Here is a 15798-nt window from a genome sequence, read left to right as displayed (position 1 = left end):
CAGCCCAGCCTTGGCGCCCAGCATCCTCGAACGACGAATCCATCACTGCCAGCGCCGCGGCACGCCCCTACTCTCCACGGCATTGGACATCGCCACCGGGCCTGGTCATCGTGGATCTCCACCGGCGCCACCGCAAGCGGCGAGCTCCTGCTGTGCCGCGGGCATTCACGTCAGCGCCTCGTCCAGCACCTCCACCCAATGCCGCACCGGCAGTCCGCTGCCGCTTTGCAGATGGGTGATGCAGCCGATGTTGGCGGACATGATCGCGCTCGGCCCGAGTGCATCCAAGTGACCCAGCTTGCGGTCGCGCAGCGGATAGGCCAGCTCCGGCTGCAGCACCGAATAGGTCCCGGCCGAGCCGCAGCACAGGTGCGATTCGCTCATCGCGACTTGGATGTCGAAGCCCAGCGCGCGCAGGCTCACCTCAACGCCGCCGCGAAGCTTCTGTCCGTGCTGCAGGGTGCAGGGCGGGTGGTAGGCGAAGACGCCCGGTGGCGCCTTCACACGGTCCTCAAGCAGGGGCACGAGACCGGGCAGCAGCTCGCTCAGGTCGCGTGTCAGCGCGCTGATGCGCGCGGCCTTCTGCGCATAGGAGGGCTCCTCGCGCAGCAGGTGGCCGTACTCGCGCACTGTGACGCCGCAGCCGGAGGCGTTCATCACGATGGCCTCGACCGCGCCGCTTTCCACATGCGGCCACCACGCATCGATGTTGGCGCGCATCTGGGCCTTGCCGCCATCCTGGTCGTTCAGGTGGAACTTCACCGCGCCGCAGCAGCCGGCGGCAGGGGCGATCACCGTCTGGATGCCCGCAGCATCGAGCACGCGCGCGGTCGCGCTGTTGATGTTGGGGGCCATCGAAGGCTGCACGCAGCCGGCGAGCATCAGCATCTTGCGCGCGTGGCTGCGCGTGGGCCACTCGCCCGGGGGCTGCGGCGCCGGCACCTTGGCCTTGAGCTTGGCCGGCAACAGGCCGCGCACCGATTGGCCCAGCTTCATCGCGGGGCCGAAGAGCGGCGAGGGCAGCGCCTCCTTCAGCGTCCAGCGCAGCGCGCCTTCCAGCGCGGGCCGCGGCACCTTCTCGTCGACGATCCTGCGGCCGATGTCGACCAGGTGGCCGTACTGCACGCCGCTCGGGCAGGTGCTCTCGCAGTTGCGGCAGGTGAGGCAGCGGTCCAGGTGCAGCTGCGTGCTGCGCGTCGGGGCCTTGCCTTCGAGCACCTGCTTGATCAGGTAGATGCGCCCGCGCGGACCGTCGAGTTCGTCGCCGAGCAGCTGGTAGGTCGGGCAGGTGGCTGTGCAGAAGCCGCAGTGCACGCACTTGCGCAGGATGGCCTCGGCCTCCTTGCCATCGGGCGTGTCGCGGAATTCGGGGGCGAGATCGGTCTGCATGGGGTTCAGGGAAGGAGCCGTGCACGGTCGAACACGGCATGGGGATCGAATTCGCGCATCAGCGCGCCATGTATGCGCGCGAGCGGCGGGCTCAGCGCGTCGAAGCGCCGGGTCGTGCTGCCGGCAGCGGCCATGAAGAGCGTGGCATGGCCGCCGGCGCTGCGGGCTGCGGCGCGCAGGCGCTCGCCCTCGTGGGGTGCCGCTGCATACCAGCGCTGGCCGCCGTGCCATTCGATCAGCGGCGGCGCCCCCAACGCCAGCACCGGCGCGATCTGCGGCACCGACAGGCGCCAGAGCTCGCGGCCCTGGCGCGCATCGAACCAGGGCAGGCGCAGGTGGCGCGAGGCGTCCCAGCAGGCGCGGGCCGAGGCGTCATCCTGCCGCTCGCCGCCCAGGCCTTCGCAGGCGGCCGCGACCGCGGCGGCGGCGCCGCGCAGGCGCAGCCAGAGCCTGCCGCGGCCCTGCTCGTGGCTCCAGCGGCTGGCGTTGAGCGGCAGCGGCCGGCCGCCCCAGCCGTTGAGCAGTCGCAGCGCATCGGCCTGGTGGCAATCGAAAACCAGCGTGGCCTCGGCCGGCGCCGCGGGCAGCACCTTGAGGCTGACTTCGGTGATCACGCCCAGGACGCCCAGCGAGCCGGTCAGCACGCGCGACACGTCGTAGCCGGCGACGTTCTTCATGACCTGGCCGCCGAAGGCGAGCAGCTGACCGCGGCCGTTGATCAACTGCGCACCGAGCACATAGTCGCGCAGCGCGCCGACGCTGGCGCGGGCCGGGCCGCTTAGGCCGGCTGCCACCATGCCGCCGACCGTGCCGCCGGCACCGAAGCGCGGCGGCTCGAAGGGCAGGCACTGGCCCTCCGTGGTGAGCAGGGCCTCGAGCTCGGCCAGGGGCGTGCCGGCACGGACGGTCACGACCAGCTCGCTGGGCTCATAGCTGACGATGCCGGTCAGGCCCGTGGTGGGGAGCGGCTCGCCGCTCGGCGGCTCGCCATAGAAATCCTTGGTGCCGGCGCCGCGGATGCGAAGCACCGTGCGGTCGGCGGTAGCGGCGCGGATGCGCTCGGCGATGCGGCGGAGGGTGGCGTCCATGGGCTCAGAATCTCGGCAGATCGGCGTACCGCATCTGTTGTCCCGCGCGGAACACCTGCTTGCCGTACTCGGCGCAGCGCTGCAGCGTGGGAATGGTCTTGCCCGGGTTGAGCAGCCCCGCCGGGTCGAAGGCGCGCTTGACGCCGAACATCTGCTCGTTCTCCTCGGCCGTGAACTGCACGCACATGCTGTTGAGCTTCTCGACGCCCACGCCATGCTCGCCGGACACGGTGCCGCCCATGGCGACGCTGGTCTCCAGGATGTCGGCGCCGAAGAGCTCGCAGCGGTGCAGCTCGTCGGGGTCGTTGGCATCGAAGAGCACCAGCGGATGCAGGTTGCCGTCGCCCGCGTGGAACACGTTGCAGCAGCGCAGGCCGTACTTCTTCTCCATCTGCTGGATCGCCAGCAGGATGTCGGCCAGGCGCTTGCGCGGGATGGTGGAGTCCAGGCACATGTAGTCGGGGCTGATGCGGCCCGAGGCGGGGAAGGCGTTCTTGCGGCCGCTCCAGAACTTCAGGCGCTCTTCCTCGCTGGTGCTCACCGAGATCGCGGTGGCGCCCGCCGTCCGCAGCACCTCGCTCATGCGCGCGATCTCTTCTTCCACCTCTTCCGGCGTGCCGTCGGATTCGCACAGCAGGATCGCCTCGGCCTCGAGGTCGTAGCCGGCGCGCACGAAGTCCTCGACGGCGGCGGTCATGGGCTTGTCCATCATCTCCAGGCCCGCGGGGATGATGCCGGCCGCGATCACCGCGGCCACGGCGTCGCCGGCTTTGCGCACGTCGTCGAAGCTGGCCATGATGCAGCGCGCGAGCTGCGGCTTCGGCACCAGCCGGACCGTGACCTCGGTGGTGACGGCCAGCATGCCCTCGCTGCCCACCACCAGGGCCAGCAGGTCCAGGCCGGCGCAGTCCAGCGCCTCGCTGCCGAACTCGACCGGCTCGCCCTCGGCGGTGAAGCCGCGCACGCGCAGCACGTTGTGCAGCGTCAGGCCGTACTTGAGGCAATGCACGCCGCCCGAGTTCTCGGCCACGTTGCCGCCGATGGTGCAGGCGATCTGGCTGGACGGGTCGGGCGCGTAGTAGAGGTTGAAGGGCGCGGCCGCCTCGCTGATCGCGAGATTGCGCACGCCGCACTGGACGACAGCCGTGCGGCTGACCGGATCGACCTTCAGGATGTTGTTGAACTTGGCGAGCGAGAGCGTCACGCCCATCGCATGCGGCATCGCGCCGCCCGAGAGGCCCGCGCCCGCGCCGCGCGCCACCACCGGCACGCCCAGCGCGTGGCAGGCCTGGAGCACGGCCTGCACCTGTGCCTCGGTCTCGGGCAGGGCCACCACGAGCGGGCGCTGACGGTAGGCGGTGAGGCCGTCGCATTCGTAGGGCGTGGTGTCCTCGGGCTGCCAGATCAGCGCGTGGGCCGGCAGCCGGCGCTTCAGGGCTCGGACGATCCCATCCTGCCTCTGCGCGCGTCGCAACGCTTCGTACTCTGTACCGGTAGTTCGGGCATTCATCGAGGTCTCCGAAATCGAGACCTGCCATCCTCGGCGCCAGCGCTGCGCTGATCGCCCGAACTTTAGGACTTCAAAACCATGTCTGATTGATCCTTTTTCTTCATCATCTTGAAGAAATTTTGCGCGTCAGGACTGGTCCGTCTTGGGTCAGCCAGTCAGCAAACGCCGCGCATTCCCAACGCTCCAGCGTGCGCGGCCGCCAGCAGAGATAGTTCCCATTGGGGGACGGAACGGCACGCGGCGACAAGCGCGCGAGCCTTCCGCTTTCGAGCCATGCAGAGCCCATTCCCAGCCGGACAAGCGCAACACCGAACCCGCTGGCTGCCGCATCGTAGACAAGACCCAGGTCGTTGAACTGGGAACCCACATTGGGCTCCGACACCGAGATCCCGCACGCTGCGAACCAAGTACTCCATGGCTCGAGCGGGCTCCGGATGAGATGTGCGCGCCGGAATTCCTCCGCTGTATGGAAACCAACGAACGGCCCGTACTCGCTCAGATAACTGGGGCTGCAGGCCGGCGTCACCTCGTCGCCGGAGACAAGCCTCCATTCCCGATCGGGGTAGTTGCCAGCGCCAAAACGAACTTCCAGGTCAGCTTCTTCTCCCGTCACATCGAGCAGCGGAATCGACACTTGCAAAACCAGCTCGATCTCCGGATAGGCGGCCCGGAATCCCGCCAACCGGGGCATCACATAGGTACGCGCGAACGAGGGAGTCACGGCCACACGCAACTGCGTTTGCCGGCTTTCATTGTCCTTGGTGCCGGGCTGGAGTGCTGCAAGGCCGATCCGGACGTTCGCCAGATAGAGCGCGCCCTCTGACGTCAACGTGAAGTCGCCGCGTTCAAACAACTTGAACCCTACATGTGCCTCGAGTTGCCGGACTCGATGGCTGATGGCACTCGGCGTGACGCACAGCTCATCAGCGGCTCGGCCGCCGTTGCGCAGTCGAGCAAGCGCCTCGAACGTGACAAGACACTGAACTGGAGGAATGTTTCTGAACGACATGTGGGCCTCCAACATCGTGGCGAAACGAACTATCGCTTCCCGGACGGTACCATTCTCCCAACCCCTCCAGAACACGCGTGGAGCCGCGGTGGGGTCAAGCTTCGGTCGAGGACCGTTGGAGAGATCTGCGGTTACTGGGCGAACCGCACCATATACCTTTCGAACTGTTCCAGCGCCTCCCCGTGTGGCCGCTGCGGCACCAACATGCCGATCTCACCAAACGGAAGACGCTCGGGCCACGCCAGTTCGGCGAGAAGACCGGCTTCGAGCCACACTCGCACCACGCTGTGAGGCACCAACGCGAGCAGTGGCTCGTGCGAGAGCAGTTGCCACATCATCGCAGCTGAGCCTGTCACCACGCCGTAGGTCTTCATCGGCCGTTGCACGTGGGCGAAGAATGCGTCGAACGCATCCCGTGCCGCGACGGACGAGGGTGTCACGATCCAGGTGGCCGCCTGCAACTGCGCCATTGAGACGCGGCGCTTCCCGGCCAGGGGATGAGAAGGGCCAGCCACGATCGCGAAGCGATCCGGCCAGAGCGAAGTGAAGGCCCAGCCGCTGGGCACCAGGCCTGGTGCCCGGCAGAAGGTGCAGTCCACATCGCCGCTGGTGATGAGCGAAGCCTGGCGGGAAACATCGGCCTCCTGAAGATGCACGCGCACCGTCGGATATGCACGCACAAAGCCCGGGATGGCCCGACCAAGACAACGCCCGAGGGCAGCGGAGATGGCTGCTACGCGCACGACTTCGGTTGCCCCTTGCGACAGCGCCGCGGCCTGAGTCGCGACATCGTCGACAAGGCCAATGGCCCGCCGGGCGAGCGGCAGCAGCAGCTTTCCTGCCGGCGTCAGCGACATGCCCCGCGAATGCCGCAGGAACAGCGCGCACTCCAGCAGCTTTTCGAGTTCGGCCAAAGCCTGTGTGGCCGACGGTTGGGTGATGCCTACCGCTTCGGCCGCGCGCTTCACCGTCAAGGTCTCGGCCACCTTGGCGAAGACGTGAAGGTGGCGCAAGCGGGCACGGCTCAGAAGCCGGTTGCGGAGGGTGCTGGCGGAGGTTCCCATGCCGGTATTGAATTCTCCAATTGCGGATCCTTATTATTGATTGGACACCTATTTCGTCTAGGCCGACACTGGCCACATGACTCCCTTCCTAACTCGCCGGGCCGCGCTGGCAACTCTCGCGGCAGCCTTGGTGGCCGGTCCTGCCTGGTCCCAGTCCTATCCCGACAAGCCGATCACCCTGGTCGTTCCCTATCCGGCCGGAGCCTCCGTTGACCGGATCGGCCGGGCTCTGGCGGCCGAGTTGGGCAAGCGGCTGAGCCAGTCCGTCGTGGTGGACAACGTCGGCGGCGCCTCAGGCACTCTCGGCGCCAAGAAGGTCCAGCGTGCAGCGCCCGATGGCTACACGCTGCTGCTCGGCTCGGTCAACGACTTGCTGGTCGGGCCTGCGGCGCTCAAGGCCGGCTACACCCTGCGCGACTTCACGCCCATTGCCAAGCTGTCGACCAACAGCACCGTGCTGGTGGCGCATCCCAGCCTGCCGGCGAACAACGTGGACGAGCTCGCCGCCTGGGCCAAGCGCGCCAAGGAACCCTTGCTCCTCGGCGCCACGGGTGCGGCGATGATGCAGACGCTGGGGGGCACCCTCGTGGCCGACACTGCCGGCTTTGCAGTCAGCCCCGTGATCTACAAGGGCGGCGCGCCGCTTCTCAACGACCTCATCGGCGGTCAGGTGTCAGTAGGCACCATTGCGTTGACCGGCGCGCTGCCGATGATTCGCGCAGGCAAGCTGAAGGCCTTGGGCGTGATCTCGGAGCAACGCGACCCAACAGCACCTGAAATTCCCACCGTCAATGAGGGCAAGACCGTGCGCGGCGTGCAGGCCGATCTCTGGACAGGCCTGTTCGCGCCGGTGAACCTGCCGGTGCCGGTGGTTGCGCGTTTGGCTGCGGCCGTGCGGGACATCCTGGCCGATGCCAAGTACCGTGAGGCCGAGTTCAAGGCCGGCAGCATTGCCTCAGAGCCAAGCAGCCCGCAGGACTTCCAACAGTACCTGGTCAAGGAAGAGATGCGCCTGAAACCGCGCCTGGCCACCATCAAAGTCGAGTGATGGGCGACATCCATTCCCGGCCGCTGCATCGCACGCTGATCGCAGGCGGCGTGGAGATCCACCATATCGAGGAAGGCGTCGGTCAGCCCCTGGTTTTCGTGCACGGGGGCATGGGGGATTGGTCCTCATGGGCCCCTCAGTGGGCAGAGTTCACCCCGTATTTCCGCTGCATCAGCTACAGCCGCCGCTACAGCAGCCCCAACCGAAACACCATCGATAGCCGCAGCCATTCCGCGGTGGCCGAAGCGCAGGATCTCGGCGCCCTGCTCTCACAGTGGCAAGCAGCGCCAGCGATTCTGGTCGGGACCTCCTATGGCGCCCTCACGGCGTTGCAGTTGGCCCTGACACAACCCAACAAGGTCCGCGCGCTGGCCCTTACCGAGCCGCCTATCCTGCCCCTCGCGGATCGCAGCGAGGGTGGACGCGCGGCGCGGCTGGGCTTCCTGCGCCAGGTCTGGGCTCCCGCGGCCGACGCCTTCGCGAGCGGACAGCCCGAGCACGGCGTGCGGCTACTCACCGACGGCATCAACGGTACTGGCCCAGGCGAGGCCAGCACGCCTGCGGGGCGGGAGCGCAGGCTGCGCAACGCGGAAGCCATGCGGGCCTTGCTGCTTTCTTCCGACCCCTTTCCCGCAGTGGACGAGGACGCTCTGCAGCGGATGACCATCCCGACTCTGCTGCTGCACGGAGCCCGCACGCAGAATGTCCACCGCGCCACCACGCTGGCGCTGTCCCGCCTTCTGCCGGGTGCGCAGTTGATGCAGGTGGCCGACAGCGGCCATGGCGTGCATCGCGACAATCCCGAGGCCTTCAACCGCATCGTGCTGGACTTCCTGGGAAAGAACCTTTGAGTCGACGAGCGTCAGAAGGTCGATCTTCAATAATGCACTTTGCTATCGAACAGCCCGACGAATAGCTGCACGATGTCGATGATCGACACCCCTCGGCCTGCAGAGCGCACGCAAAGCCGCTTGTATGCAGCGTTTCGTTGAGGTGCTGTCCTGGCGCTTCGAGCCGCGCATGGTGCAGCGCGGGCCGAAATTGGGGAAGACGTGCGACCTTCGCGAGCTGACCGAACCGCGGTCCTGGAAGGTGATCTCGCGGCTCGAGCAGGCGGCAGGCGTAGCGGACGCCAACTTTGGAGGCATACGACGCAGTTCGACCCGCAGCAGTCAAAATTTCGCGTCACACTGTCGCAGGTCAGGTCGCCACCTTTGGCGCCTTTCGTCCGGCGAACATTAGACCAGCTGCCCGAAAGCCGCCGTCGACGTTGAGCGTGTGACCTTGGACATAGCGCGCCTCGTCGGAGCAAAGGAAGACTGCGGCGTCACCGATCTCCTCGGGCGTACCGTAGCGGACCATCGGGATGAGGTAGTTGTAGGCCGCTCGCGTGGCAGCATCGTGGGCGGTGGCGGCCATCTCTGTTTCGATGGCACCCGGGGCAATGTTGTTCACATTGATGCCGTATTCCGACAGCTCCACCGCCATCACCTTCGTCAGCAATTCGAGGCCGGCCTTGGCAGCGCCGTAGGCAGCCCGTCCGTTCCCGCCACGCTGGCCAGACAACGACGCGATGTTGATGATCTTGCCGCCATCGCCCTGGGCAACCATCTGCGTTGCGCAGCTCTGCGCCACGATGAATGCACCCGTGAGGTTGATGGCGATCGTGCGGTTCCAGTTCTCCAGCGTCGTCTCGAGGAACGGCGTATTGCCGCCGATGCCGGCATTGTTGATAAGAATATCCAGTCGCCCCAAATGGGCGACCAGGTCCTTGAGCAGCGTCTGGACAGAACTGGCGTCGGCGACGTCGACTGCGAAGCCGTGAGCTTGCGCACCACCCTCTCTGAGTTTGGCTACCGCCGCGTTGGCGCCCTGCAGGTTGATGTCGGCGATGGCGATGGTCGCGCCTTGGCGCGCCAATGCCGTGGCGATCGCGAAACCGATGCCGCGCGCGCCGCCAGTAATCAGCGCGACTTGTCCTTGAAGTCTCATTGCTATTCCTCTAAGGGTTGATGTGGTCTGATCACCGCTTGTCCCGGACCGCCGCGAAGAAGTCGGGCGCGCCGGTTTGGCCGCCCTTCAAGGCGATTTCCAAGCCGTCGATCGCCGGGTCCGTGGAGTGCGCGCGGCACAGCGGGACGCCCGGAGCGAGCGGCGCAATCGCTGTGAGCGCGTCAATCCCGATGCGAGAAGCGGCATGGCTGGATGTGTCTCCGCCGGAAATCACGACCCTGCGCAATCCCGCCCGTCGAACCAGGACGTTGAGGATGTCCCCCAGCGCAGCCCCGAGTCGGTCGTTTACTTCGCCGATCGGCAGGCCGCTGGCGGCTACTGCCGCGCGGAAAGCGGCGACCCGGGGATCATCTGGTCCGGCTGCGGTGTGAACAAGCGGATCGAGGCCAGCCTCTAGAGCGACGAGAGCGGCCTGCGTCACTCTTGCAATTTCGGTGGAAAAGCCCTCCTCGTCGACGGCCAGCGTCGCATCCAGATGAATCAGCTCGAAACCTTGCTCCTGGGCCTGGCTGATCTGCACTGCGGTGATGGGAGACACCGAACCCGACACGGCGGCAATTCGCTCCACCGCGGCGCACCTGGTTGCGGCCGCGTCCGCAGGCAATAGCCCTGCCGCCCGCCAGTAGGCCACCAGCGCTTGCTCGACGCCCTGTGATCCGAGGGCGAACTGTCGCGGAGCGCCACGCTCCCAGATGAGGCGACCCGCCTCGCGCAGGGTCTCTCCATCCAGCACATCAAGCGAGATGATGGCGGCGCCGCGCTCCATCTCCTGCCTGAGCAAGTCATCGGCACCCCCGCGCTTCATGGTCGCAAAGTCGACCAGACCCACTCGCAAGCTCGTTTGATCTGCCAGATGCCGTGCCAAGTCGGCCTCGTGCATCGGGGTTGTCGGGTGGACTGACATCGTCGGATGGCGATCGAGCCGGTAGCCGACCCCATTGGCATGCGCGAACAGGTTTCCGAACGCCTGGAAGCGTCCCATGCCCGGATCAGATACCACCAGCGGGATCCAGCCTGGATACTCTCGTTGGCCAATCTCGGCAGCGCGGCCGATGCTTCCGATGTGCGGCGATGAGTCGAATGTAGAGCACACCTTGTAGTGAATGACAGAGGCACCGACCTGTCCGAGTAGAAGGAAGATCGGCGGCAGGTGCGAGTCCATCCACTCAGGCGGGCGCGAGCGCGCGACGCCCGCGATTCCGATCGCTCGATAGTCGGCAAATCGAGCAAGTCGCTCGGGGGTCGGCGCATCGAGGAAGAGGATCGTCTCCAATCCCGCGAAAGCCAGTACCTCCATCGCCGCCGAGGAGCCGGTGAAATCGTCGCCGTAGAAGGCGACCAAGGGCCCGTCGGGGAGTGGGCGAACTGACGTCATGCGGCCGCCTTCATTGCGGTCCGCAGCGCGGGATGGGTACGCGCGTATTCCGCCTGCGGCGTACCTTGCAAGGCGGCTTCCCAGGCTTGGCGCAAGGCGTTCACGCCGGCACCAGGGCCGTCCGGATGCGCCAGGATGCCGCCGCCGGCTGTCACGATCAGGTCTGTCGAGTTCAGAGCCGCGTACGTAGCCGGCGCCTGCTTGACACCTTGGCCCGAAGAGAACACCGGCATGACCGTGCACGGCTTGGACTGAAACATGGGCGTTTGGCAGGACTGCGCTGCCTCGATGACACTCGCGTCCGGTTCAGAGAACTTGTTCGCCAGGCCGTTAACGTGCATGTGGTCTGCCCCAGCCAGGCGCCAGAGCTTGCTCCACGCAACGAAAGACCAACCGAGCATGGGATGCCGCGAAAGGTAGCCCCATCCATTGCGGTGCGCGTGGATCGGCAACTGCGAGAACTTGGCGAGCTCGATCATCCCGGCCAGCCCGACGGAATTGATGCTCGCCATGAGGCAGGTGGCGCCATGCTTGAGTAGCACGTCGTGCCGGCGCTTCATTTCCTCGACGTCCCCCGTGAGGTTGAACGCGTACATCGGCTTCTTACCTGTGCGGTCCGCGCAGGCGTTGATCTCGCGCATCACCGCGGCCACACGCTCTTCGAACGGGCAGTTGGGTCCGTCCGCTTGGAGTTCGTCGTCCTTAATGAAGTCGATCCCGGCCGAGCACAACAACGCCACCAACGCGGCCGTTTCCTCGGCGGAAAAACCGACGCTCGGCTTGATGATGGTGCCAATCAGCGGCCTATCGTGCACACCAGCCAGGCGCCTCGTGCCTTCCGCTCCGAATTTGGGTCCCGAGTACGCTTGCGCGAAAGGCTCGGGCAATCGAATGTCCAGAATGCGAAGGCCGCTCACCTGACGAAGCTCGAACAGATTGCCGGCGACCGTCGCCATAAGATTCGGCAGCGACGGACCAAGCGTTGCTAGCGGCCAAGACAAGGTCAACTTCGCGCGGACAAGCCGCTCTTTCTCGGGCGTTGATTTCGAGGTCGGCAGGGAACGCTCGCCGAAGATCTCTTCGAGAACCTCCAGCTTGACGACGCGCGCAGCCGCGCGCTCACGCAGTTCGGGACTCTCGCCTGGCACGGGGACGAATGTGCCGCTCGATTGCTCGCCTGCGATGGTTTCCGCCGCCAATGCCGGGTCGTCCGGCGTCTCAAGAAGATAGTCGGCCTCGATACGGTGTTGCTGCATGAAGAATCCCAAAAGTGAAACCCGGTGTTCCGAAGGGCAGAAAGGGGAATGCCGTTAGTGCTGCGCCGATCACCTATGTACCAATCTGCCACCGGTCACTGGCATTGCATCGCCGCGGGGCGTGCGCATCCGAGGCAGGCCGCAAGCCAAGCAACTCGATGCTGCGCTCGCGCAGCAACTCCGAGCCGCTCTTCTGGGCGCGCTGCAGGCACTCGTCGATGTAGGCCCTATCGCTTTGCAGGCGCGACAAGTCCACCCACCAACCCATGCCGGCCATGAGCCACTTGAAGTCGACCAGATTGAGAAAGATGTCGCCTCTCTCCAGGCCGTTGGTGTCTGCTGTGTTCACGCGTTACGCTCCTTAGCCCAGGGGACATGAAGCCTATCGCTTTCGGACTTCATGTTGTCTTCTCTGTACAACCAGACCTTTGCTCTGCAAACCCGGTTGACCCAAATCCTATTACCAGCTCGACAAGCGCTTCTTGCTGTTCTCATGTGAAGTCTAGGAGGGAAGTGCACGTCATACACTCGATTTCTTCGGCTTGTCGTGTGAGTTTTCTTCGCAAGCCCAACGCTGTCGTCTAGCAAGCGGGCAAGGAGACAGATTCAAGCTCGCGCCCGCTGCCGACCTTCGGCGTCGTAGCGAACAGTCACTGCGATGGGCGCGTGGGCTGCATCCGGGTCGTAACCTCCCAAGGCACGCCGCCACTCAGGTGACTTATGTACAGCCAGCCTAGGCATATCGCACCGACGGCAACGCTCAAGGTGGTGAGCGAGTTTCGAAGACCGATCTGCTGGGAGACGGGACCAATGACAAGCGGCCCGGCGAGAAGACCCACGTAGGCCATTCGTGTCGTTAACGCGAGCCCCTGCGACACCGGCAGCCCTGCATCGCGGGAAAGTCGGCCTGCCGAAGAAAAAAGTAGGGGGATGAAGTTGGATAAACCAACACCAGAAATCCAGAACCCGGCAACGACGAATGTCGGCACGCTAACCGTCAAGCTGAAAGCAAGGCCGGAGATACAGATAACACCACTCGCCGCCACCACGGCCTGGTGCGGGCAAGCATCTCTCACCCTATCTCCACAAAGTCGACCGACCGACATGCCGACGGCAAAGGCTGCATAGCCGAAGCCGACCCACGACGCTGGGGCCTTGACAACTTCCCTCATGTAGACCGCGGCCCAGTCATAAAACGCACCCTCGACGGCCAACGCAGCGAAAGCCAACGCCCCAAAAAGCCGCAGACGGCTTCTAGCCCGGGGATGCTCTTCGATCTTGACTACCTCTGAGGCTTCGGCCTTTCCGGCCGACTCGAGTGGCTCGTTCTGAAGATGCGGAGCACAGATCAGCAGTACGACGAGAACCAGAGCAGCGACCACCCAGAAGCTGGACGAGATCGGAAGCCCGGATGCCGACCATGCACTCGCTAACAATGAGCCCAGCAAGCCACCAACACTGAAGCTTGCGTGGAGCGATCCAATCATCGACCGATTGGCCTGCTTTTCCAGGTAGGAGCCCTGGGAGTTCGCGGCAACATCGTTCGCAGCCGTGGCGATACCGTAGACAAGCAAGAGCGGCAGCAACGCGTAGTAGTTGGGAACCAGCAGAATCGGAGCGGCAGAAGCCGCCATGATAATTCCGCTCTTCACGGATGCACTGCCACTGCCCTCGTTGGCAATCCATCTACCGGCCTGAGCCATCGTCAGGATGCCTCCTAACGCAACCGCCGCCATCGCAACGGCCAAGATGCCGTCTGAGATGCCGAACCTGGCCTTGAGGGCCGGCATGGAAACGCCCCAGGTGGCGTAGAGGACTCCATTGCTGAACAGCACTGCCATCGTGGCAAACTGTGCTCTAGAGACCTGCGGCTGCATCTGTGTCACCAAGGGTTTCACCGGTAGAACGCTTCAAGCGCCACAGAAGTGGCCCATCATGGCGTCATAGCCGCCCCGCACCCTCGCCCACCCCTTGTTCCATTTAAGTCCCATGGCGAACAACGGCACCGGTCATTGCATCTCGGATCTCCGTGGGTTTGCCCAACCTACCGATCGGCGCCCTCAAGACGCCATCGAGGTTTGATCCTCCGAACTGCCGTTCAACTTCGCAAACGGTCTTCGCCGGAGCGGACCCGTGAAGATTTGCGCTCGTAGACACGATCGCCTTCCCAAATGCCAGACAGAGCGCCGCCGTACCACTGTGTGACGTCACCCGAACCGCAATCCCGGTATGGGCCCCAACGATCGCGGCCGGCGCGCAGGGCCTTCTGGGGAGAACCCACGTCACCGGCCCCGGCCACGTCGCGCGCACCTCATCCAACCGCGTTGGAGACAGCGACGACCACTCAACAAACGGATCCAATTGCTTCTCAGTTGCCGCAACGAGAAGGAATCCTTGTGCTGAATCGCGCTGCTTCAGTCGAGACAGGCGACCGACGGCGACCTCATCAAATGGATCGCATCCTAGACCAAAGACTGCCTCGGTCGGATAGGCCAGCAAACCGCCCTTGCGAAGCAGATTCGCCGCCGCGTCGATGTTCGCAAGAGTGAATGTGCGTATCATGAAAGTGCCGGCACAAGGGCGATGACCGCTGTTTGGCCGCGAATCACACCATGGCGTTGGTTCACCACTTGCCTAGCCTAGACGGCCGTCACGTCGGCCTCGCGCAAAGACAGCTCTACGACCTGGAGGCCGAATCTGCTTTGCCGAGAGCTAAAAAAGTCCTTCAGCCGATTCTCGTGCACTGGTATCACGCGTTTGATATCGCCGCCTACGCGACATAGCATCTCATCGGAAGTCATCACAAGGTTGGTCTGACTGCCGGTGGCGAATCCGACCGGAATATAGAAGGGATCTGCCTCATCGCCACCATGAAGATTCTCGTGCTTGTAGACCAAGTCTCCCGCCAGCACCCAGGTGTCTCCAGACTCCCCGTCTCCGCTGTTGCGAACGACCACGTACTGAGAGCCAGCGGTGTGCGTGTCGAATGCCGGGTGCAAATCGACGTGGGGAATGACGTTTTCCCGGGCCCCATCCACCGTAACCAGACGCCCCTCACGCGCTAGATCGACGAGCCGTAGGATGTCGCTAGGATCGACACCACCCATAAGCGAGCGGAACTTGCGGCTGAGTGCCATGGTCTTGACCCAGCTGGCAAGCTCCCGCTCCTGGATAAAGAAGGTGGCGTTGGGAAAGAGATCGATCCCGCCCATATGGTCGAAATGCGCATGTGTGATAAAAACATGCGTAACGTCCTTGGGAGCCACGCCACATTCCGAGAGAACTTCTTGAGGCGAGTGCCAGTTGGACACACCGATCTGTTCGGCGAAAGACTTCTTGTAGTCGACGTTGTTGTGCCCGACATCGACCATGGCAACTACGCCATCGCCTTTCAGTAGCACGTAGCAGAACGGAAGCCTCGTTGTGCCGCTATTGTGCGACCCGTAGAGTGTGGCGCTCCACGGATGCTGCTCGACGCACGCATATTCGAGAACCCAGATCGAGTACATGCACATGCCTACTAACTCCTGTTTGTTCACCGTTTAACCAGCCAGCCAATCTCATGCAGCGAAGGATTGGCCCCGCAACAGTGCCCTAGATTGAGGACGCTCAGTCCAGGCAATGCCGCTGTCGCCCTGTTCAGTTCGCTCCACCCGCGCCGCAATTGAGCAAGAGGCTTGCCGGCTTCGACGCCCCTTTGCACGCCGGTATTTCGCGTCGACGAGACTGCGAGACCAATCAGCTGGGCCGCGTGCTCGATGTGCTGGTGAAAATGCTTGGCGTTCGGCGGAACATGAACCGCACGCAAGAGATCGACTGCCTCGGCGTGCAATGAGTACGCCGAACAAATCAACGCCTCTGCGGACGATTTATCCCGTAGCCCTGCCGTCGCTGCCAGCAGCGCTGCCGACATCTGCGCCGCCGTACCCACCAGAGCATCGAAGGCCGACCTAACGGCTACTGCGTAGCTGGCCGGTGCTTCTTCGTTCGACGAAGTGCGCACCAGCACGGACCTTGATCCGAGATAGTGGTCCAGCTCTGCAACC

The 15798-nt window shown here is 64.5% G+C and carries 15 protein-coding genes; 2 read left to right on the top strand and 13 right to left on the bottom strand.

Annotated features, from left to right (window positions below; genetic code table 11):
- Positions 1–165: 165 nt before the first annotated feature.
- From glcF to AC3A6Y_RS29660, 5 genes are all read right to left on the bottom strand, one after another.
- A complete protein-coding gene (gene glcF, locus AC3A6Y_RS29680; protein WP_487871810.1) occupies positions 166–1389 on the bottom strand; it encodes a glycolate oxidase subunit GlcF in 1224 nt (407 codons plus the stop codon).
- 5 nt (positions 1390–1394) lie between these two features.
- On the bottom strand, positions 1395–2477 hold the full coding sequence (glcE, locus tag AC3A6Y_RS29675) for a glycolate oxidase subunit GlcE (protein WP_487871809.1): 1083 nt from the start codon (positions 2475–2477) through the stop codon (positions 1395–1397).
- A 4-nt stretch (positions 2478–2481) separates the two neighbouring features.
- Complete coding sequence (locus tag AC3A6Y_RS29670; RefSeq protein ID WP_487871808.1) at positions 2482–3987, bottom strand: FAD-linked oxidase C-terminal domain-containing protein; 1506 nt, start codon at positions 3985–3987, stop codon at positions 2482–2484.
- 103 nt (positions 3988–4090) lie between these two features.
- On the bottom strand, positions 4091–4996 hold the full coding sequence (locus AC3A6Y_RS29665; RefSeq protein WP_487871807.1) for a LysR substrate-binding domain-containing protein: 906 nt from the start codon (positions 4994–4996) through the stop codon (positions 4091–4093).
- A gap of 131 nt (positions 4997–5127) precedes the next feature.
- Positions 5128–6060: a LysR family transcriptional regulator gene (locus AC3A6Y_RS29660; RefSeq protein ID WP_487871806.1), complete on the bottom strand. Its 933-nt coding sequence runs from the start codon at positions 6058–6060 to the stop codon at positions 5128–5130.
- Positions 6061–6136: 76 nt separating this feature from the next.
- Here AC3A6Y_RS29660 and AC3A6Y_RS29655 point away from each other — a divergent pair, with 76 nt between their 5' ends.
- Positions 6137–7108: a Bug family tripartite tricarboxylate transporter substrate binding protein gene (locus AC3A6Y_RS29655; protein ID WP_487871805.1), complete on the top strand. Its 972-nt coding sequence runs from the start codon at positions 6137–6139 to the stop codon at positions 7106–7108.
- Positions 7108–7959 (top strand): alpha/beta fold hydrolase, encoded by an 852-nt coding sequence (locus tag AC3A6Y_RS29650; protein ID WP_487871804.1) that lies wholly within the window; start codon positions 7108–7110, stop codon positions 7957–7959. Before AC3A6Y_RS29655 ends, AC3A6Y_RS29650 begins: the two co-directional genes overlap by 1 nt.
- A 349-nt stretch (positions 7960–8308) precedes the next feature.
- Here the strand turns inward: AC3A6Y_RS29650 and AC3A6Y_RS29645 are convergent, their stop codons facing one another.
- The 8 genes from AC3A6Y_RS29645 to AC3A6Y_RS29610 all read right to left on the bottom strand — a co-directional run bounded on the left by AC3A6Y_RS29645 (position 8309) and on the right by AC3A6Y_RS29610 (position 15761).
- Positions 8309–9100, bottom strand: coding sequence for an SDR family NAD(P)-dependent oxidoreductase (locus tag AC3A6Y_RS29645; protein WP_487871803.1), 792 nt, complete (start codon positions 9098–9100; stop codon positions 8309–8311).
- A gap of 31 nt (positions 9101–9131) precedes the next feature.
- Positions 9132–10463 carry a four-carbon acid sugar kinase family protein gene (locus AC3A6Y_RS29640; RefSeq protein WP_487871802.1) on the bottom strand — a complete coding sequence of 444 codons (1332 nt, stop codon included), beginning with the start codon at positions 10461–10463 and terminating at the stop codon, positions 9132–9134.
- A gap of 29 nt (positions 10464–10492) precedes the next feature.
- Positions 10493–11752: a ribulose-bisphosphate carboxylase large subunit family protein gene (locus tag AC3A6Y_RS29635; RefSeq protein WP_487871801.1), complete on the bottom strand. Its 1260-nt coding sequence runs from the start codon at positions 11750–11752 to the stop codon at positions 10493–10495.
- A 73-nt stretch (positions 11753–11825) separates the two neighbouring features.
- Positions 11826–12101, bottom strand: coding sequence for a hypothetical protein (locus AC3A6Y_RS29630; RefSeq protein WP_487871800.1), 276 nt, complete (start codon positions 12099–12101; stop codon positions 11826–11828).
- Between the two features lie 301 nt (positions 12102–12402).
- A complete protein-coding gene (locus tag AC3A6Y_RS29625) occupies positions 12403–13593 on the bottom strand; it encodes an MFS transporter (RefSeq protein WP_487871799.1) in 1191 nt (396 codons plus the stop codon).
- Positions 13594–13732: 139 nt separating this feature from the next.
- Complete coding sequence (gene tsaC / locus AC3A6Y_RS29620; RefSeq protein WP_487871798.1) at positions 13733–14314, bottom strand: L-threonylcarbamoyladenylate synthase type 1 TsaC; 582 nt, start codon at positions 14312–14314, stop codon at positions 13733–13735.
- A gap of 77 nt (positions 14315–14391) precedes the next feature.
- Positions 14392–15261 (bottom strand): N-acyl homoserine lactonase family protein, encoded by an 870-nt coding sequence (locus tag AC3A6Y_RS29615; RefSeq protein ID WP_487871797.1) that lies wholly within the window; start codon positions 15259–15261, stop codon positions 14392–14394.
- A 26-nt stretch (positions 15262–15287) separates the two neighbouring features.
- Positions 15288–15761 carry a hypothetical protein gene (locus tag AC3A6Y_RS29610; protein WP_487871796.1) on the bottom strand — a complete coding sequence of 158 codons (474 nt, stop codon included), beginning with the start codon at positions 15759–15761 and terminating at the stop codon, positions 15288–15290.
- Between the last annotated feature and the right edge of the window lie 37 nt (positions 15762–15798).

The organism is Variovorax sp. Soil_C_17, from assembly GCF_057657265.1.
The sequence above is the reverse complement of the archived record's forward strand: the minus strand, read 5'-3'. Positions and strand labels throughout refer to the sequence as shown.